The organism is Lacipirellula limnantheis (genome assembly GCF_007746075.1).
GTDB classification, from domain to species: Bacteria; Planctomycetota; Planctomycetia; order Pirellulales; family Lacipirellulaceae; genus Lacipirellula; species Lacipirellula limnantheis.
This window is the reverse complement of the sequence record NZ_CP036339.1, coordinates 3,373,049-3,392,281: the sequence shown is the minus strand read 5'-3', so window position 1 is coordinate 3,392,281 and position 19,233 is coordinate 3,373,049. Positions and strand designations below refer to the sequence as shown.

At 59.3% G+C, this 19,233-nt stretch carries 14 protein-coding genes; 6 read left to right on the top strand and 8 right to left on the bottom strand.

The features are described from left to right. Positions 1-416 precede the first annotated feature (416 nt). Positions 417-590: a hypothetical protein gene (locus I41_RS13085; RefSeq protein ID WP_210420936.1), complete on the bottom strand. Its 174-nt coding sequence runs from the start codon at positions 588-590 to the stop codon at positions 417-419. On the opposite strand from I41_RS13085, the gene I41_RS13080 reads away from it, so the two are divergent. Next, complete coding sequence (locus I41_RS13080) at positions 589-2,217, top strand: TAXI family TRAP transporter solute-binding subunit (protein WP_145433116.1); 1,629 nt, start codon at positions 589-591, stop codon at positions 2,215-2,217. The two genes, I41_RS13085 and I41_RS13080, sit on opposite strands and share 2 nt — an antisense overlap. Before the next feature lie 595 nt (positions 2,218-2,812). Here the strand turns inward: I41_RS13080 and I41_RS13075 are convergent. Beyond that, positions 2,813-3,202: a hypothetical protein gene (locus tag I41_RS13075; protein WP_145433115.1), complete on the bottom strand. Its 390-nt coding sequence runs from the start codon at positions 3,200-3,202 to the stop codon at positions 2,813-2,815. 608 nt (positions 3,203-3,810) lie between these two features. Between I41_RS13075 and I41_RS13070 the strand changes: the two genes are divergently transcribed. Beyond that, complete coding sequence (locus I41_RS13070) at positions 3,811-5,073, top strand: amidohydrolase family protein (RefSeq protein WP_145433114.1); 1,263 nt, start codon at positions 3,811-3,813, stop codon at positions 5,071-5,073. Positions 5,074-5,384: 311 nt separating this feature from the next. Continuing rightward, positions 5,385-5,630: a hypothetical protein gene (locus I41_RS13065; RefSeq protein ID WP_145433113.1), complete on the top strand. Its 246-nt coding sequence runs from the start codon at positions 5,385-5,387 to the stop codon at positions 5,628-5,630. A gap of 866 nt (positions 5,631-6,496) precedes the next feature. Here I41_RS13065 and I41_RS13060 read toward each other — a convergent pair. From I41_RS13060 to I41_RS13040, 5 genes are all read right to left on the bottom strand, one after another. Beyond that, entirely contained in the window at positions 6,497-7,717 is a 1,221-nt protein-coding gene (locus I41_RS13060; RefSeq protein ID WP_168206881.1) for an MFS transporter, read from the bottom strand. Positions 7,718-7,833: 116 nt separating this feature from the next. Then, the gene (locus I41_RS13055; protein ID WP_145433111.1) at positions 7,834-8,262 is read right to left on the bottom strand and encodes a universal stress protein; all 429 of its coding nucleotides are present in this window, start codon (positions 8,260-8,262) and stop codon (positions 7,834-7,836) included. 58 nt (positions 8,263-8,320) lie between these two features. Then, on the bottom strand, positions 8,321-8,839 hold the full coding sequence (locus I41_RS13050) for a universal stress protein (RefSeq protein WP_246133865.1): 519 nt from the start codon (positions 8,837-8,839) through the stop codon (positions 8,321-8,323). Further along, positions 8,740-9,135, bottom strand: coding sequence for an Hsp20 family protein (locus tag I41_RS28615; protein WP_145433109.1), 396 nt, complete (start codon positions 9,133-9,135; stop codon positions 8,740-8,742). The genes I41_RS13050 and I41_RS28615 overlap by 100 nt, the downstream gene beginning before the upstream one ends. Positions 9,136-10,518: 1,383 nt before the next feature. Beyond that, positions 10,519-12,849: a serine/threonine-protein kinase gene (locus I41_RS13040; protein ID WP_145433108.1), complete on the bottom strand. Its 2,331-nt coding sequence runs from the start codon at positions 12,847-12,849 to the stop codon at positions 10,519-10,521. A gap of 459 nt (positions 12,850-13,308) precedes the next feature. On the opposite strand from I41_RS13040, the gene I41_RS13035 reads away from it, so the two are divergent. Continuing rightward, positions 13,309-14,205: a cyanophycinase gene (locus I41_RS13035; protein WP_145433107.1), complete on the top strand. Its 897-nt coding sequence runs from the start codon at positions 13,309-13,311 to the stop codon at positions 14,203-14,205. A 493-nt stretch (positions 14,206-14,698) separates the two neighbouring features. On the opposite strand, the gene I41_RS13025 is transcribed toward I41_RS13035, so the two are convergent. After that, positions 14,699-14,890 (bottom strand): hypothetical protein, encoded by a 192-nt coding sequence (locus tag I41_RS13025; RefSeq protein ID WP_145433105.1) that lies wholly within the window; start codon positions 14,888-14,890, stop codon positions 14,699-14,701. A 491-nt stretch (positions 14,891-15,381) separates the two neighbouring features. On the opposite strand from I41_RS13025, the gene I41_RS13020 reads away from it, so the two are divergent. Both I41_RS13020 and I41_RS13015 read left to right on the top strand, forming a co-directional pair. Continuing rightward, a complete protein-coding gene (locus I41_RS13020) occupies positions 15,382-16,080 on the top strand; it encodes a Crp/Fnr family transcriptional regulator (protein WP_145433104.1) in 699 nt (232 codons plus the stop codon). A 1,564-nt stretch (positions 16,081-17,644) separates the two neighbouring features. After that, positions 17,645-18,730 carry a baeRF10 domain-containing protein gene (locus I41_RS13015; RefSeq protein ID WP_145433103.1) on the top strand — a complete coding sequence of 362 codons (1,086 nt, stop codon included), beginning with the start codon at positions 17,645-17,647 and terminating at the stop codon, positions 18,728-18,730. Positions 18,731-19,233 lie beyond the last annotated feature (503 nt).

Below are 19,233 nucleotides of genomic sequence, written 5' to 3'. Positions count from 1 at the left end.
CCTTTCGAGGATGAGCAGCCTTGGAGTTTGCCGAAGCCGCCGGCCGAGCGCTCAGTGTAACCCGCTGTCGGGGAAGAAATCCATACGCCGACGGTTCACCCAGCACCTAACGCCCGGTGAATTCTTCCCATTTACTTTCTTTGGCCCGGGGCTCCAGTGACCACGTCCCCTCGGGTGGAGCCACGCGACAAGAGCACGCTTGCTGCGCTGCTCGAGCCTCGCGTTCGGTCCCCCGAGAATCCTTGGGGTGACGACGCGTCTCAACGGGCAGAAGCGTGGCTACGCCTCCTGCCGAGGAAAGCCATGGCTTCTCGGCACGCTGGCGCCCCGCCGTCCAGCGTATGATTTTGTGAGACTAGAGCCCCCTCACTAAACGGTCGGGGGTTGCGATCTTGTTCGACTCGGGGCGACCGAGATCAATCGGCGCTATCGCGCCGTGGCTGATGGACAGGCACTTCGGTCCGGCAGGCCCGCAGCGGCCCCTGGTAAAGCCACTTGACCTTGCGAAACCAGCGATAGAGCAGGCCGCAGATGGTCAGCATCGCGAGGACGGCCACCGGGTAGCCGTAAACCCACTTGGTTTCCAGCATGAAGTCGAAATTCATGCCATTGGCGAGAAGCTCTGCCTTGCCCACAAGACGAACTCCGCCTTTGGCCGTCCTTTGCGGCGGATTGCGCTGGCCATGCCAGCCGGTATCCGTTAAAAACCCTTCCCTTTTTCCGATCGGGAGCTTCCGCTACTACGTTCGAGGTGCCTTACCGATGATCAACAGGATCCGCTGCTTGGTTGCCGGTCGAACCCTTGCCGTCCTTGGCAGCATTGGGTTTGCCGTCCTTGGCCTGTCGCTGGCTGCGCCCCTGCTGATCGAACGGGAGACGCCGATCCTGCGCATGAGCGCGGGGCCTTACTCGACGCGCCGCCACGCCATCGCTCAGTACATGGGCAAGCAAGCGGCGCAGAACGACCTCATCATTAAGCTAGAGGCCAATGCTGGCTCAGAGGACTGCCTCAACCTCTTGAAAGCTGGTCAATTAGACGCGGCCGTCGTCAGCAGTGGCGTCAAAGTACCTGACGACGACGACATCATGGTCCTCGGCGCCGTTCAATTGGAGGCTGTCCACATCCTCGTCCGCAAGGAGATGGCCGAGGCTGGCCCGCTATCCGAAGCGGTTCGCGGGAAACGGATCAATATCGGCGAGAAGGGCAGCACCGAAAGGTTGTTGGCCAGGGAGTTCCTCGCCTTTGCAAGACTGCAATTGCCCTCTGCGTCGCACTCAGGAGACGTCGTGGCAACGGAATACAGCAAGGCGTGCTTGATCGACAAGTGCCAAGCCATCCTGCAATCGAGCGGCGCGACAAAAGACACGCTGATTGCAGAACTGCCGGATTGCCTGATCGTGCTGGCTTCCATGCCCTCGCCGATCGTCCAGTCACTAGTCGAAGCGGCGGACTACCGCATCGTGCCGCTGCCCGCGACGCGGGCCTTTTTGATGGACAACATGCAAGACAGCCAAGCAAAAACAACGGTGGTCGAACGCGAGTTCCTCGAACCGACGGTGATCCCAGCGCACAGCTACTTCACGACGCGGGGTTACCCAGCGGCGGATTGCGAGACCATCGGCGTAAGGCTCCTAGTTGTGGCCCATAAAAGCCTTTCGGACCGAGCGGTGAGGCCGTTGATGAAAACGGTCTTCGAAGGGGAGTTCTCACGCCGGATTCAACCGAAGTCGGCCCGCGAGATCGCCACTCCCTACGCGATCCACCCGGCTGCCGTCGCCTACCTAGACCGGGACAAGCCGCTGGCCGTCGAAGCAGTGATGGAGTGGTTCAGCAAAGGCTTGAGCATCTTCGGGGCGTTTAGCGCCGGCGCCTTGTCGCTCTACAGTCTGTTACGCAGGAGAAAGGCGCGAGCGCCGTCGGACTACTTTGCAGAGATTCGCAGAATCGACCAGATCGCACTTGGCGCCGACGTCGATTCGACTGCGACGATCCAGCCGCATGAACTCAGCAAGCATCTGGACGACCGCTTGCTCGAACTTCGGCAGGAATTAATTGGAGACATCTGCGAAGGCTCGATCAAAGGAGACCAGGTGATCTCCAACATCCTCACGCTGCTCAATGACACTCGCGGAAATCTCCACACACTCGATGACGCAGTCGCCTCTTTGAGCGACCGCCCACGACGCACTCGAAGAACGACGGCGGTAGCTGCTTGAACATCGAATAGCGGTCAGGCGACTACCGGCGCCCTCGCGCGGCAGATGCGTCGGGTCGATGGATACTGATGTCATGCGTCAACGACTTGATGGTGCATTCGACGCCAGCCGGCCTCGCCAGAAGCTTTAGCCAGGCTCGCGGCGGTGACATCAACATCGGGCAGGTAGGACTTGCCCGTCGCCGAGGCAGTGGAAGCCGCCGGACCGCAGCTCGGACCGGTGAATTGGGTGTTTCCATTGATGATCTCGGGTCGACCTTTTTAGCGCCCTGCGAACGACTGCGTTCGTGACCAGCGTCGAACCCTCAGGGCCCGACCTGAGTCATCGGCTGTCCGGCCGAGCAGGCCTGTGCCTCGGAGAAGCTCGCGGCAGCACGAGCCACGACGCGGCCGTCGTACGGTAGAGTCAAGGCGAACCTATTCGCCCGCGAAGTGGATTAAGCGGTAAGACACGTCAGCCATGGATCGCTCTTGAACTGGCGGCAGCGTGCAGTTCCTGGAAGGCAACCAGCCGAATCGGCCCTGGTTGGCCGGTGCTGTTGGAGTGTGGGACGACCCTGCAACGAGGACGCAGGGAAGGCCTCGATCGACACTTTTCATCCGTCCACGTAAGTGTCGAAGAAGTCTTCTGAGAGTCGCCTGTCTGCGGCGACCCCCAATTCATCGCCTGTGCGCGGCTGCCCCTGCAACGGCCAGGCAGGCACTTGATCTAGCTCGGGCATCAACGCTTCAAGACTTTGTACGAGAATCATGGCGAGTGAATGGACGCATTCTTGATCGGTCAGCGCTTCGATGGACCTCGCTGTTCTCATCACTTTCAGCATGCGCCCGCGCCATGCCACCGCTGGGGATAAGTCTGTCACCGGCTCGTTGAGCAATTCGCCAACCGGCACTCTTAACGCCGCCTGCCATCGATAGAGTTCAGAGAGGCGTAAGTCGCACGATGGCTCGCATTCCGCGCGCACCTGCGACATCGAGAGATTCATTCGCTCCGCCGCCGTCCGTACGCCCACACACTCCGTCTCCATCACCTCGGAGATGCGGTGCAATGCCTGGAGGCTAGGCGAAATGCACGTTCTCCGCCGGCTTCCTGACGTATTGAGGGGCTCAATAGGGGCGTTGAAGGGATTCATACTGATCTCCACGTGACCAATCTCAAGCGGATGCATGTCCATGCGACCAGAGGTGCGACCGCCTTCCAGTGCGGCCCCCTTAACATGCCTGCTATACGCTTTCTGATCGCAAACAGGGCGGCCTTCACGCCTCATCATTTTCGTTAGCGCTTTTTGTGGATCGGTGCGGAGCCAACGAGCGCCGACGGCGACAGCGACTAGATTTGCCGGGAACAGCCGGGAACAGATAGGTCTCCCCTCCTGCAAAGTCGCCACTGCGATGGGGGAGAACTGACGAGCAACGCCCATCATTGAATCATGGCGAGATGGCGGGCAGGGTGATGATCGCGAGGCTCGTGAAGAGCGATCGGCGTTGAACTTCAGTCAAGTCGCCACGCCTTCTCAGCGATCGCAAGTTTGACTCCCCTGCGAGGGGAACTTAAAGTGACCGCTTCCATCACGCTCTTCTCGGTGCGACAGAGATGAATGCTTCGCTTCGCGAGTTCGTCGAACAACTTCCCATTGCCGACGTGCATGAACATCATCTGCCCGAAGTGATTCATCAGCGCGACGTCAATTTGCTGCAACTGCTGCAACAGAGTTACGCGGGCTGGGCGCTTTCCCGCCCCTACTGCCTCCCGTCTGAGTCCCGCGACGCCGATCCGATGCTCGCCGGCGTCGGCCCGACGACCTGGGAATCGCTCACGCCTTTCTTGGACGATAGCGGATCTACCTTTTTTGTTCGGAACATCGTTCGCGCCGTTCTGGAACTGCATGGCGGCGGTGCGGCGGAGATCACGCGCGACAATTGGCAAGAGATCGACGCCAGTGTGCAAGCGGCCCATCGTCGGCCTGAGTGGCAGCGCGAAGTCTTGAACCGCGCGCGTGTGACGTCGGTCATCACCGACGCCTACAACGATCCGCTGCTGGATCCTCGACCAACGTTGGGCGACAACTACCGCTCCGTGATGCGCATCAATTCATTTGCGCTGGGCTGGCATCCTAGTTCGCACGATCACAACGAGAACCGCGCCCACGAGGCCCTCGCCCGCGTCGGACTTCGCGCCGAGTCGTTTGACGAATACCTGACCGCGCTCGAAGCATTGGTGGCGGGCATGGCGGCGCGGGGGCAGGTAGCGCTCAAGAACGCCCTCGCCTACGATCGTGACGTCAATTTCGACGAACCGAATGAGGCGTTAGCTCGCGCCGCCTGGGGCAACGCGGCGCCATCGGCGGCGGAGCGAAAGGCGTTCAGCGACTTCATCGTCGATCATCTCTGCCGGATCGCCGCTGAACATGACGTGCCGGTACAGGTTCATTTGGGGACCGGAATCATCCGCGGCTCGCACCCGCTCGGCATTGCCGGCTTGGTAGAACGTCATCCGCGCACCCGCTTCCTGCTGATGCACTTGGCATATCCCTGGAGCCGCGATCTCTTGGCGATGGCGTTCGTCTACCGCAACATTTGGCTCGATCTCACCTGGTCGTTCCTCCTGAGCCCATCGCACTTCAAACTCGCTCTCCATGAAGCGATCGAAGTGCTCCCCAACGAATCCCGCATGATGGTGGGAGGCGACAACTGGCACGTCGAGGAAACGTACGGCGCCATGCAGACCGTTCGCAGACTACTCGCGGAAACGTTGGACGAAAAGGTGGCCGGCGGTTACTTCGGTCCCGACGCGGCGCGTCGCTTGGCGCGCCGCATCCTGCACGACAACGCCCGCGACTTCTTTCGATCTCCCTAGCTAGCTCCGTCACGGCTGGCGCTGAGGTTAAGAAACGCTGCGAGCGATACTGTGATCACCAAAGGGTCGCCGGACATCATGTCCGGCGGCGATCGTCTGGCGCCGCCTAAAAACTCGCCGAACTGCCGACGAGTTTGCATCAGCGACGAAGTCTGTATCACGACGCTGGCAAGGCGAGCGGGCGAGCGGGCGTCACTCAGTCCGGAGCAGTCATGGTCTCCCCGTTGCTCTGACAGGAGTCGGGATGGACGCCACCTGCCGGCACTGTAATATTGCTGCCGTCCTGCCAACCCTAATCGCCTGGAGAAATTGTGAGTCAAGACAAGAATTCGCGCCAGATCCAAATCGCGGGCCGCAATATTCGCTGCGATTCAGAGGAAGATCGCGCTCTACTCTCAGCTGCCAAGGCGATCACGGAAGACCCTAGCACGGCCGGCGGCATCAAGCTGGACCGACTCTACGTCCTTCGCGACGCCTGCCAGCGATACTCAGTCGGTAAGGCTCAGCGTTTAGTCAAAATGGCGATCGACCGCTTGGAGCGGCAGCAGCCTCACTAGAGTTTGCATAAATGGCGACCGGCGGTTGTGGCCGAGGTCAATCGCGTCGCTAATTGACGAACCACTAGAGCGGTTCCCATGGACAAGTGGCCACATTCCAGCATTCGGCGATACTCTGGATACATTTGATAAGCCGCTCTTGCGTTTCGATGGAACGCCGGAGAGCCTTGCGGATCATCACGAATTCGGGGGATCGCCGCTCAAGCGTATGGAGCAAGAGACAGGTATCGAACAACGCCGCCATCAGGCGTGGTCTCGACCAATGTCCGCACGCGAGCAGGCGCCTTGATCTGTCGACTCATGGTTGGGCGGACGTGGCGCACCGAATTGCCAAGGCACTGGGCGGCGGAAGGCGCCAGGCCGAGGTGATGTTCAACAGTTCTCACTCAACGGTCTGGAGAGCGGCGGTCGTCATCGGTTCGGCCGCTTTACCGGCTTTATGAATCGCACTCGGAGCTTCCTGCCCTACTCTAGGCAGTGCTCTTCGGAAATGAAGTATACCGGTTCCGGCTGGCAATCCATGCACGCCTCGTTCAACCGCGGCGTCATCGAGCTGCACTCGCCGCAGACTGAACGGCAGCAAGGTAGGCGACAGTCGATCATTCGAACTGCTTCGCAGCCAGCGCAGCTAAGCCGCTCTGATAAGGGGAAGCGAGGGGATGCTGACTGACCCGCCGCAACTATCGGCCGGCAGTAGCGTGACTTCACGCCTTCAAGACGGTCCGGCCCGCGCGCGTACCGGTTCGCGACGGTTTTGTTGATAGTCGTCACCAGACGCTGGTCGAGGGCGGTTTGCCTCCACCCCACGGATAGGGTGAGTTGCGGCGTCCTCTCCGCTTTTTACAGGATGGAACACAACCTGAGCCTTACCGAGCTCCATTTTCTACTGCGCGATCGCCTTGCGACGCTGGTCTGACGGATCTGAGAAGCCACCAGCCGATCACAAAGAGACAGAGAACCGACGCAATACCGTGGCGACTTGAGCCCGTGGCGCTACTCACGGCGACGAAGAGCGCCGGACCTGCTATTCCCGCGACTTTCTCGCCCATCGCAAAGATTGAGAAATACTCCGCTGAGCGCTCAGGCGGCATTAGGCTCGCGAACAGCGAGCGACTGAGGGCTTGAGTGCCACCCTGCACTAAACCTACGAGCAGGGCCAGCACCAGGAAGTGCGTTGACGACGTCATGTAGTACGCTAAGCCGGTAATGACGACGTATGCGGCGAGTCCAACGTATATGGAATTTTTTGCGCCAATCTTCGCCGCCATCGCACCGAATGCGATCGTGCACGGAATGCCCGTGAACTGAACGACTAGGATCGAGCCAATCATCGCCGATGCGGAGATCCCCAGTTCGGCGCCGTAAATTGCGGCGAGCCTGATAATCGTCCCGATGCCTTCATTGTAAATCAGGAAGGCAAGGAGCATCCTCGTTGCAGTAGGATGCTCCTTGAGCGCAGAGGCAAAGCTTCTCAGTTGGCCTACTACGAGGGTGCGGAGCTTGGTCCTCTCAACCGCCGGAAGCGGTGGCTCAGGTACTCGCAGTAGCAGCGGCACGGAAAAAATCACCCACCAAATTGCCGCTGACAGCAACGCGAAACGAGTCGGCAACGTCGCGTCCCGCGTAGTTGGAAAGCCAAACCAGTCCGGTTGCTTGATCCACGCTAGGTTGCAGGCGAGGAGCACGCCCCCTCCCAGGTACCCGAACGCATATCCTGTCGTTGAAACTCGGTCGATCTCGGTCTTGTTTGCGAGATATGGCAGGATCGCGTCATAGAAGATGAACGTCGCGGACACCGAGAACGTCACGATCCCGAACAGAACCAGCGCCGCCCGCCAGTCCCCCGCGTGGATTCCGAACATAGCAGCCGCCGCGACGCTTCCTACGGCGACGAAGAATCCAAGCAGTCTTTTCTTTACGGGCAACAAATCGGCAATCGCGCCGAGTAGGGGAGCGGCGATGGCGAGCGCAAGCATCGCCGCTGCATTCGCTAATGCAAACCGACGCGTTGCCACGCCAGGAGGAAGTTCGCTGGCGACAACCTGATAGAAATAAATGGGAAACACCGCCGCGATGATCGTCGTCACAATCGCGGAGTTTGCCCAATCGTAAAGCGCCCAGGCGCGGAGGGCCGGCCGATGCAATCCTAAACGGAAGAGCAAGCTCGGGGAACAATCGGTCGACGTTGATCGTGAATCGACTGTTATTTTCGAACCACTAGAACGGGACATTCGGCTGTCCTAACGACTCGTTCGGCGACGGACCCCAAGAGTAAATGGGTTAGAAAGGTTCTTCCGTGAGAAGGCATGACAATCAGCCCTGCCTTTTTCTCTTTTGCGAGCTTCACGATTTCACTGCCGGGATCGCCGATGCGAACCTCGAGATTTACGCCTTCGTACTCAGGGGACGAGTACCGCTCGCGTAGAGCAAGCTCCAAGTTAGCTCGTCTCTCCTCGTCGCTAATGGTGTCGTAGACTACCACAGGCTCGACGATCAATATCGGCGGCGTCACGTGAATGACAGTGACGTGTTTCGCCGTTCCAGCCAGCTCAATCGCCGTTACCACCCCTCGGTCCGACTCCACTGAGAAGTCAGTCGGCGCGATGACCGGTACGTCGCTGAAGTTCCTCATGGCGCTTACTCCCAATAGGATCTGATCGCTCACGACGACCTGGCGATTCTGCGAACGCTTATGCCAAGATCGCGGGAATTGACTCTGCCATTTCTACGGGCTGGACGTGCGATTTTTCCTTGCTCAGTCCCCGCAGAACGAGAACAGGGCAGCGCGCATGCCTCACAACCCGCTCGGCCACCGAACCGATCAACATATGGTTCATCCCGGTACGACCGTGCGACGGCATGACGATGAGCCCGGCGCCGACTTTTTCCGCGTACCTAACGATGCAGTCGCTTGGACTTTGACCGGTTTCGACGATCGCTTTGATGCCATCCCTTTCATATTCCTTGCAGTAGTAGTAAACATGTCGCTCAACGGCTTCTTGCACTTCCCGATACACACATGAGTACGGCGGGTCCAACGTGGGCGCCGGCGCGTAGATGTGCAGCGCCGTGATGTTCGAGGCGTCGGCCGTCAATTGCTTCGCGCAATCTAGTGCCCGTTTTCCCTCGGGCGACATGTCGATGGGTACAATGATCGGGCAATTGCTGAACAGGTGCATGGTTCGAATCCTCGCATACAGGTTGTGCACCGCTGAACTTGTTTCTTGCGGCTTGCGCCCTTGTCGCCTTTCTGGATCGAGACAGTCAACACACCGTTGCGAAACTTGGCGTCGACCTTCTCTGCGGCGACTTTTAGCGGAGGAGCGGCCGGGCTGGAGAAGCTTCCGCTTCGCCATTCGAGCCGGTGAAATGTTGCCAGCTCGGTATCACTGCGTTCACACGCATCGGGCAAACGCACCGCAATGTCATTCGCCACCGCACGAACGCCGGTTAAGGATTTCACCAGACGCTCCGCTTCCGCCTTCTCGGCATTGTCTGCCGGCATATCCGGTCAAGCTCGCTACTCCGTCGCTTGCGGTGACCCGATGTGCGAAGCATGCACGCTCGGATGCCACTCCAGTTCGTCGTTCACATCGCGTCGCGGATGCGAGTCCGTTTTCTTGGTTACACCACCTAATTTGATAGATGGTGTAAATGCCTCAACTCGCACCTTGCAGAGGTACAGTAGGCAAAGCCTATGCCGACGCTCTATAGCTGCCTTGATGCACGTGCCGCCGCAGTCCAGACGGATGACGGGCGACTAGCGCTCGCGCGGTATGTGCGGTCCCGTCCCCTTGCGCGCTGATCGGCACAGGTGTTACGAAAGCATCAAGCAAGCGCGCTCAAATGGTCTGATTTGAAGAGGGCGCAGCGATTGCTTGCTGGTAACGCATTCTTCCCCTGTCGAAGGAGAGCGCGTCATGTCCGCGGGCTCCTACTACAGCGATCCGAATGTTGTGTCGCGACTGTTTGACTTCCGGGGCGGATTAACCCTCAATGAAGGCACGGCGACATTTATTACGTTCGAGTCTTCAACGCCGTACGACTGGTACAGCACACAGCCGATCTCGGCTCTTACGAGCTTCTCAAAGACCGGTTCGAGGTTGCACGTTCTCGCTGGGATGACCAGTCGCTGCTAATTGACTTGGATCTAGAGTGCGTAAACTTTGACGTTCCGCCCGTACCATTGCTGGAAGCCTCGCGGGCATTGAATCAACAGCGGCCGGTCGTCCGCTCAATCCAGGCAGCGCTAACTCAGTACGGCATTGCGCCGCTGTATCTGTTCAGATAACGTCTTAAAAAGCTGCGCAGATTGCGACGGGCAGCCCCCGCTGGTAGGAATTTGGTTGCTAAATTCCAACCCCTGCCAAGTTTGGGAAACTGCCAAGATGGGGAATGTCTCAGGAAGCGTGATTCAGGGCGACGAGGCGAGAATTCGCGGTCACGTCACTATCCAGAAATGTCGCCATATGACCGGCTGAAACATTTCATTGACGGCGTTGACTTCCCGCATAGGTCATTTAACAGCCTTGGGGCCCCGGCATTCGGTCTGAAGAACCCCAATCTTGCCTACGGCGGTTCGACGTCGCGGGCCACGCGAGTATTCACCGCGCCGCTGGACGTCGGCAGTTCTGTGACGATCGCCTCTTTAGCGACTGGTCGCGCCCAAAAGCAATTCGGCGTTCACCAGCCGCATTGGAGACTCTGTTGACAGGAAGCGTCGAGGTGACCCGCCTTCGATTCCTGCTGCAACAATGGCGAATGTTTCCGAAGGCCCGCCCTTGAGACATCGGACCTGTCGATGAATACGCACCACAAAAGTCGTCAGGCATCTTTCACGTCGCCCGGGGATGGTAGCCGCAATCTGGCCGGCGTTCGTTCGCGATCACTACTCCCCTTCGAATAATCGCGCGAATATCAACACCCCTCGGCCGGTCGGATCAACGTAGAATCGTTGCGCGACGTACCGGTTCTCGCCGCGTAGCAGGAACGGCTTTCCTCTCTTGGCGACCTCGCTGACAACGTCCGCCGGCAGTTCGGGGATCGTCGTGCCCGTTTCCGCGCCCTGGACGCCCGCCCGCGGATCGGCGAATCCCCAGATCTGACCAAGGCCGTCGGCGACGAAGATTTCACCATCAATCGTCCCCATATTGGCCAGCGCCTCGATCGCCCGCTTCACGACGTCCGCCTCGATCACCGTCATGCCAATGGCCTTTCCAGTGTCGTCACTGTCCACTGGCGAGGCGACGGAAATGCGCGCGCCGCCTGGCCCATCGCTGCCGTAACGCGCGCGTGGCTCCAGTGAGTACTTCAAATCTCCCGGCTCAAGCAACGAGACGGCGGCCTGCAATGGATCGTCCTTCACCGTTTGCAGGCGACCGTCGGGAACTATTCGCACCATTGCGCGGTCGGACGAAGCTCGTGCGACCCGTGCAATTTCTTTGGCCCCATTGTCGACGTTGAACTCAAGCGAAATCGCCAAGTAGTCGGGATTCGACTGAAGCATGGTCGCGAAGATCGACCGCAATTGATCGCGCCAGAGTTCTTCCCGGTCGTCGTCCGGAGCGCCGTGCGCGCTGACGAGGCTTTGGATCGTCGGCAAAGCTGCCAGGAATCGCGCGTCTTTGGCCAAGTCGGTCCACAACCCTCGCATCTGCAGTTCAACTTCGCGAACCTGGCTGTTCAGTTGGGAGAAGCGTGCTTGCAACGCGGCTTGCCGATTCTGGCGAGCAGCCATTGCAAGCGTCGTCAGCGCTACCAGCACGACCATCGTGGCCGCGACCAGCGCCTGCGACAGGCGCCGATGCTGCGAGATCGCGCGCCCCGCTCGCTGCCGGAAAGACTCACGGTAAGCAGTCACCTTCTCCCCGGCCATCCACCGCTGAACATCGTCGGCCAAGTCCACGGCCTGCTGGTATCTCGCGTAACGGCGGCGGGCCATGGCCTTGCTGCAGATCGCTTCCAAGGCGGGGTCGACTTCCGCGTTGACGTCGCGCGCCGCGGGCGCCACGCCGGTCGCGATGACGCTGATCATTCCCCGGGCCCCAAGGCCCGAGTCGGCGGACTGCCTCTGGGTTTTCTCATGAGGCGCGTTGCCGGTGACGATCGCAAAGAGAATCGCGCCAAGACCGTAAATGTCGGTCCTGTAGTCCAACTCATCGAGTCGCCCCGCCGCCTGTTCGGGCGCCATGTAAAGCGGCGTGCCGAGGACTTGACCTTCGCTCGTACGGTCCGCGGAACTCGTCGTCGACGAATCCATCAGGCTTTCGACCGATGCGTCGTCGATGATTTTGGCGAGTCCCCAGTCGATGACGATGACCTGTCCAAAGCTGTCGATCACGACGTTTTCTGGTTTGAGGTCGCGATGAATCACTTTTCGAGAGTGAGCATGGCCGATCGCATGGCAGACGTTAACAAAGGCCGTGAGCAGGCGCCGCAGTAGCATGGGGTCGTCGTCACCCGCTTCGCGTCGCTCATGGTATTCATTAATCGAGTCCTGCAGCGTCGCCTTGCCGAGAAATCGCATCGCGTAGAACGCCCGCCCGGTCGCGAGGTCCTGCCCGAGCTGGTAGATCGGTACGATGCTGGGATGTTCGAGCCGCCCGGTGATTTCCGCCTCGTACTTGAATCGTTCGATGACGGACTCCGCTACGCCCGCGCCATGACTAATCTCCTTCAGCGCCACATGGCGATTCAAATTGACGTCGCGCGCCAGCCAGACGCGTCCCAGTCCCCCCTGGCCAAGCTTGCGAATCAGCTCATAGCGTCCCTCCATCACTCGCGCTTCGTCCTCGCCGCCGCGCGCGGCGACGGTGACGCCCAACAGCTTCGCCACTCTTCCAGAGCCGTCCAAGCGTTCGAGCGTCGCCAGCATCATGCTCTTGCCTGCCGCCGGCATTTGGGAGCCGCCGGCAATGCTGCGACGAGCGCGGTCAACGCGGGCGACGGCGCGCTGACGTAGGGCGTCGAAATGCTCGGCGTTGATCAAACTTCGCTTCTGAAGATGCTCCGCCAATGAAACATTGCCGTGAATTGACCAATCGGAGACGGCTGCGACGATTTCGCGCTCGTTCACCAAGCCCGCCTGCAAGAGCTCGGCCGCGATCGCGATGTCTTCCTCCTGCCGCGTAAAGCTCTCCTCAGGCTCGAAAATCCGCGTCGCGGCAAATTGGCTCTCGCGCTCGAGGGGAACGTCACGGCTTTCAGAGTCGTCAGGCACGGGGCAAGCTTTTGCAGAAGTTCATTGGCGGCAACCAGCAGAACATCTAGTTTACTTGCACGGTTTGAGCGTCGGTAGCTTGCGACCCCGGGTTCGTAGCGGTTCCACAGCCAACAGGTCTCGCCAACCGACAGCCGTAGCACGCCTAGAACAACACCAACACGCCTCCCATTGCCATTCCGCTCGCCGACAATGCCAGCGCCGCCCGAACTTGCGCGTGAGACCCCGCCGTCCCGGCAGCCCTGGCTGGACTGATGTCCTCGCACTAACCGTGCGAGAACCTTTTGGCCCCAGACGACGTCGCAGAAGAGCTGCCCCCGCAGCACTGATTGAAGCGAACTCCGCTGCGCGTTAACGTGAGCCGGGCCCCGCGCTCGGAGCGGTTCCAGGATCAACCCATATCGACAATGCCGGGGTAAGACAGTGCTCGCCACGTCGCCCATCTTGCGGAGGTAGAGCTTGAACCAGGACTCGTCCCTCATCCTCTCGATCATCCTGGTCACCTCGATCGTCGCCACAGGGTGTGCGCCACGGCCCGCGCCGGCCCCACGGCCCAAGGGTTCTCTCTTCATTATTGGCGGCGGCGAGCGCGACGCGCCGCTCATGAAGTGCTACATCGAGTTGGCCAAGACCCACGACACAGGCCGGATCGTCATCTTCACCATGGCCAGCAGCGTCCCCGACGAGGTCGGCCCGGAGCTCCTCGCAGAGTTCAAACGCAACGGCGCGAAGGACGTGGCGTACTACAACCTCACGCACGAACAGGCCATCCAGCCGGGGAGCGACAAGATCCTCGACGGCGCGGGCGGCGTCTGGTTCTCCGGCGGCGACCAGACGCTCCTGACCGCGGCTCTCCTCAACACGCCCGTCCATCAGCGGATGCTCGAGCTCTACGGGGAGGGCGCGGTCATCGGCGGGACGAGCGCCGGGGCGGCCGTCCAGAGCCAGTTCATGATCACCGGCAACGAGCGGAAGACGGGTGGCGCCGAAGGCGACTGGGACGTCATCCTCGCCGACGACGTCGAGCACGCCCAGGGCTTCGGCTTCGTCCAGGACGCCGTCATCGACCAGCACTTCGTCGCGCGGCGACGCCACAACCGACTCATCGCCGTCGTCCTCCAGAACCCAAAGCTCGTCGGCGTCGGCATCGACGAGTCGACGGCCATGCTCCTCCGGCCCGACGGCAAGTACGAGGCCCTCGGCGAAGGTCAGGTCATCGTCTACGACGCCCGGCAGGCCCGCGTTTTCCAGTCCCCGGACGGCCGCCTGGGCGGGCACGGCCTGACGATGCATGCCCTCCTCGCGGGCGACGTCTACGACCTCGCGGCGGCGCGGGTCGAGCCAAGGGGCAAGTGACGCGCCAAGGCGACCGCGTTGCTAGGCGCCGCAGACGCCGCGACGCGACTCATCCCCAACATGCGGCCCCGCGCCTCCGCCCGGAGGTCGGCCACCATCCCAACAGACGTCATCGCGCGCGAGGCGTTCCGCGCAACCCCCAGGCGGGCGTCGCACACTCCAGTGGACGACGCGGCTGGTCACCGTTGCGAGAAGCCTTGGCCGACCTATTTCTCGGGAGGGATGATCGAGTTCATCCTGGAAGATTTGCTGCGGACCGACAGCTTCAAGACTTCCGAGCGTAAGTTTCTTCAGATATTCGCTAGCTTCGATTGCGGCATACACCCTACACGCAAATACACAGCCGCAGTCAGCCTTTCTTCCAAACACCACAACATGGTCGGGGTAAACGCTCGGCTAGAAGTCCCCTTCCAAACTTAAAGTAGTGAATGTTCTTGTTTTGTATCTGCTCGGCGTCTGAAGCATGTAGTTGCTCGGCATCGTGAGCATGACGTTACCTAGCTTGTTGATTTCCACTATTTCGGCCTTCAGACGAAGCCGCCGCCATTGTGCAAAACCGCAAATCGACGCCACAACGAGCATCAAAAGCAGCAAGTTCGACAGGGCGAATCGTTTTGATAATCGCATTCGTTTCCAATCGCGGTTCGACTTCAGTTCCTATGGCTTCAATTTGAATCACGGTCATCCACTGCATGTCTCCACGATTTGGGAGCACAACCCTACAGGCGACATCCGTAACGCCAATATCGTGGAGCCGACGTTGTAACGACGACAGCAACTGCTTTAGTTCCTCAACTGGCAAGGGGTCCTTGAAGTCTGTTTCCTCGGAGTTCAGGCCTTTGCTGAGCAGAAGGCGTCTTTTGACGTGTAGGCAGGAGGTATCCGTAACGCCCTCAGTTCGCCGGAGCTTATGTACGGAAGCGGACAGACGGATAAGCGCCGCTTTGATAGTCTTCCTTCTGCCAATTTGCTTGCGGGAACGTCTTCCGCATGTCGTATAATAGACGACGATTCAGATGAAAGCGGCCGCCGCCTAACGGCGGAGTTCTCATCAACGTTCGCCCGAAGTTAATCGGGCGATTAACCTCGAATCGTCAAGCTCGCGAGATTAGGCGGAGCGGAACTTCTGCTCTGGCCCTCCAGTTGGCCCGACCTTTCCGCAAGGTACGCAGGCCAATGGCACCGTATGAAACGAATTCAGAATCTCATAACGCCATTCTGGCTGGGTTATCCGTTGCTTCGGTTAAGCGACTGTCGCTGCTCCCGGTTGAGTTAGTTGTCAACTACCCCATCTACGAGGCGAGTCAGCCTTTCGACGCCGTCTATTTCCCGGAATCAGGGCTACTGTCAATCGTTTCGACGCTCGAAAGCGGCAAGTCAATTGAAGTTGGTACGCTCGGCCGCGAAGGCGTTTCTCCTTCTCAGCTGCTTCTGGGAGCAAGGTCTTCTCCGTTCCGGTGCTTCGTCCAAGTGGCTGGCTCCGGATTCCGCACCAGCATTGAACGCTTCAGTGAAGCCGTGGGCGAAGACTCTCGCCTTCGGGAGAACGTCCTGAAGTACGAGAATTCATTTCGCATTCAATGCATGCAGGGAATAGCATGTAATGCACTTCATACCGTCGAGCAGCGCTGTTGCCGATGGCTACTGATGACCCACGATCGCGTCGGCGCGGATGACCTCAAGCTAAGTCACGAGTTCCTGGCGATGATGCTTGGAGTCCGCCGCGCAAGCGTCACCGAAGTTTTGTTGCCACTCCAGGAGTTGGAGCTACTTCGTTCCGTTCGTGGCACGATTTCGATTCTGAAGCGGAAGCAATTGGAAGAGAGAGTTTGCGAGTGCTATTGGCTTATCAAGAACTGCGAGTCACTTAACTAGTCAGTGATCGCCGACCACGCCTCTTTTGCTGGCCGATGTCGAAAGACTGTGAACCAGAAGCGATCTCTCCAGGTCCGTCCGCCAATGTAGGCGGAACAATCTTTTCTGCGCGGAGTATTACCGAGGCCGCCGCTCTCAATTTAGCCGGCGACATTCTCGATGAGGTCAAGCCGAAGCGACGCCAACCGGACCTAATACATTCATTGGCGATGCTCCTGGACGACCACGGCTTGCGGCGAGCGGCCAACACGCTACGCGAGCGATACAGAAAATAACTGAATCGGGCATAAGCCCAATGCAATTTTCGCTCTTCCGTCCACGCTGTGCGCAGAGCAAGCATCTTTCATGTCCAACGTTTCCCTGTTACTGACGTCTTCGCTTGGCAGCACGAAGCTCAACGAGTCGATGTTGATGATCGCTCGAAGGCGCCGGCCCGCGTCAGCAAAATATCGAGGCTCGATTACGGGAGAGTGATTTTCTCGAGTCTCTCGCGCGGGACGAAGGACGCACGTATTCCGGGCGCTGAGCCGCTTGACTCGACGCCGGCTAGCTAGCAGTCGTCGCCGTTAAAACTTGCCGGTTTTCTGCCGGTTTGGAACCGATCAGATTAACAGTGCGTAATCGGCCAAGCCGAATGCGGATTGTCGTGGTGGTACGGTATCGTACAGACGATAGACTGAACATAGACGCGGTCACAAGCGCCGAACCGGCCATCCGACTGCGGCAACCGCCGTCGCAGCGTCGCGCGAAGTTCACACATCGCGCGACGCTACTTTTTTCGCTGGGTGCATCAACGGGCCGGAATTGATCATTGGCCCTGCTCGAAGAGCAACTCTCGGCGCAATCGCCCGCTGGGCGAGATTACTAACCGTATTCTCGACATCCGTTAGAAGAAGATCCGCCATGCTGGCGCCGTCGTCTCCGGCGCCGTTCTGTTCGCCAGCGGCGTGACGACCTCATGGGTATCAGCCGTAGGCATCGAGCGCTCGCCGCCGGACATTCTGTCCAACAGCTAGGTCGTGATAACTGTCACCAGACATTCCTGCTGGACCGTTCAAGATCAATGTCCCCCCGGCACTGCGTCTCTGGATCCAAACATTCCAGACGCCAGTTCCCGCCGGAGGCTCATCCACGCACCAGTTGGCTCTCGCCGACGACTTCACGAGGCCCAATTTTAACGCAGCTTCCGACTGCTACAATCTTCGCGCAGCGAAACGATGTTCGCTCGTGACTCGAATTGCGAGCGGCTTGCTTAAATGATTCCCGTTCCCACTGCGAGCTCAGCCCCGACGGAGGCTAATGGCGGCAGGCCGGTGACTTCGCAACCGAATCTTCCTGCCGACTTTTTCGCGCCAGCGGCCACTTTCGAAGAATCATTCAAAGACGCCTGGGATCCAAGAATTGAGCCCTGGGAAAAACGAGGGAGTGCTGGTCGAGTGAGCAGCGGTTGCTGTATCATCAACGCGCTCGCAACAGAGAGTATGACATCCGAAACACAAAACGCACGACGTCGTTTAACCAAATCAGCTAGCGAATATTCTCCTGCCGGAAAGGTCACATTCGTATGAAACAGACAATTCAGGGAATTCTAAACTCCCTTCGTACATTTATTGTCGAGCACCGATACGAAGAGACTCCGATTCTCACGGCCTACGTCGACGTCGACTCGACGGACCAAGACAATCGACGCGAAAGACCAGCTTGGCTAATCGAACTGAAGAATGAGGCCAAGCGACTTGAGGAAAAGCACGGGCCTGATGCGATCGTGGGACGCCTAGCTAAACGGACATGGGCTGATACGGAGGAGAAGATTATGTCCCATCTCCAGCAGAGCAAACCGCAGGGGCGTTCGCTCGTCATCTTCACCGATCACGAAGATTTCTTGACGGTCGATCTCCCGGTGAATATGCCGACCAAGTTGTTTTACGGCGCGCCGCAACTTAAGCCTTTGCTCTTCGCGCTCGATAGCCACAAGAAGTACATGGTTGCGCTCTTCTCCGAAGAGGAAACGAAGATTTTGGAGGTGTTTCTTACGGCGCCTTTGGATGAGGTGCGAGTTCAAACGGGAGCCGCGGGGGGAACTTCGTTGCGCCCAGGAAGCCGGACGTCGCGAACTCAGGCTTCCGATCGACGCGATCTCGACTCGGAGCGACGCGTCGTGAAGGAAGCCGCCGAGGAGATCAACGACTATTTCCTCGCGGATTCAGAAATCGAACACATTGTGTTCGGCGGCAATCTCAAGCTGGCTCATGCCGTGAAGAACGCACTTCACGCGACCGTTTACGCCTCGGTGGTCACAATCGAGCCGATTGCTTTCGAAAGTTCCAACAACGAGATCGCGGAAGCGGTGAAGAAGATCGCCGACCAGCAGGAACTTGCGCACGACTTGGCACTGGTCAATGAACTAGTTTCCCGCAGACATGCGTGCGGTACGGCGGTGCTGGAGACCCAAGGCGTCATGCTGGCGCTGGAGCAAGGCCAAGCCAGCAAAGTCGTCATCTCGGTTCCGATTGATACTGACAAGTTCGACCAAATACTAGTCAAGTCGCTGCTGAACAATTGCGAGATTGAGTTTTTGCACGGCGAGGCAGCTCAGAGACTCAACGAATTCGGCGGAGTTGCGGCGCAACTTTACTACTCGGGTCGCTGAGAGCGAGGTCGGCGCGGACGAACCGGGAGGGACGCCGTGGTCACGCCCTTGAAGCCTGGATTTCTCTGCACGGAATTGCGATCCTCAAAGATTGCCGCGGTCCTGCGGGGAGAATCGTCGGCTGTCGCAGGCTCCTCAGGTGTACGATACCGGAAAAAGTAGTCGACCGACCCGCCCGCAGAAAACTAGCTCGACTGCGAGAGTTCATCGTTGATGAAGGCCCGCAACTTCGTTGGAGTTGTTGGGCCTTTTGCGTTAGTTTGGGTGACCGCATTCGCCCCTGGATCCTCACCGCCGTTCGGGGCCGGCTCCGGCCTTAGCGCTCGTCTGCCGTGGCAGCCCCGGCGGCCGTCGCCGCTCCCTTCTACGATAGTTCCCGTGCAGCCGGTTGCTTGCTTCCCCCGTGAGGATGGCTATACTGGCACTCGGGTTTGCCTGCTCGGCAAGTCTGTCTTCTTCGGAGCGTGGTCGAGGCGGCTGTCAATCTTCGCACCGTCGGTTGC

What these genes read in the sequence shown, in the direction of transcription:
- I41_RS13070 (WP_145433114.1), top strand. Translation starts at nt 3,811, where the DNA reads ATGAATGCTTCGCTTCGCGAGTTCGTCGAACAACTTCCCATTGCCGAC.
- I41_RS28615 (WP_145433109.1), bottom strand. Translation starts at nt 9,135, where the DNA reads ATGCCGGCAGACAATGCCGAGAAGGCGGAAGCGGAGCGTCTGGTGAAA.
- I41_RS13025 (WP_145433105.1), bottom strand. Translation starts at nt 14,890, where the DNA reads ATGACCGTGATTCAAATTGAAGCCATAGGAACTGAAGTCGAACCGCGA.
- I41_RS13080 (WP_145433116.1), top strand. Translation starts at nt 589, where the DNA reads ATGAAGTCGAAATTCATGCCATTGGCGAGAAGCTCTGCCTTGCCCACA.
- I41_RS13055 (WP_145433111.1), bottom strand. Translation starts at nt 8,262, where the DNA reads ATGAGGAACTTCAGCGACGTACCGGTCATCGCGCCGACTGACTTCTCA.
- I41_RS13075 (WP_145433115.1), bottom strand. Translation starts at nt 3,202, where the DNA reads ATGAATCTCTCGATGTCGCAGGTGCGCGCGGAATGCGAGCCATCGTGC.
- I41_RS13085 (WP_210420936.1), bottom strand. Translation starts at nt 590, where the DNA reads ATGCTGGAAACCAAGTGGGTTTACGGCTACCCGGTGGCCGTCCTCGCG.
- I41_RS13020 (WP_145433104.1), top strand. Translation starts at nt 15,382, where the DNA reads ATGGCACCGTATGAAACGAATTCAGAATCTCATAACGCCATTCTGGCT.
- I41_RS13015 (WP_145433103.1), top strand. Translation starts at nt 17,645, where the DNA reads ATGAAACAGACAATTCAGGGAATTCTAAACTCCCTTCGTACATTTATT.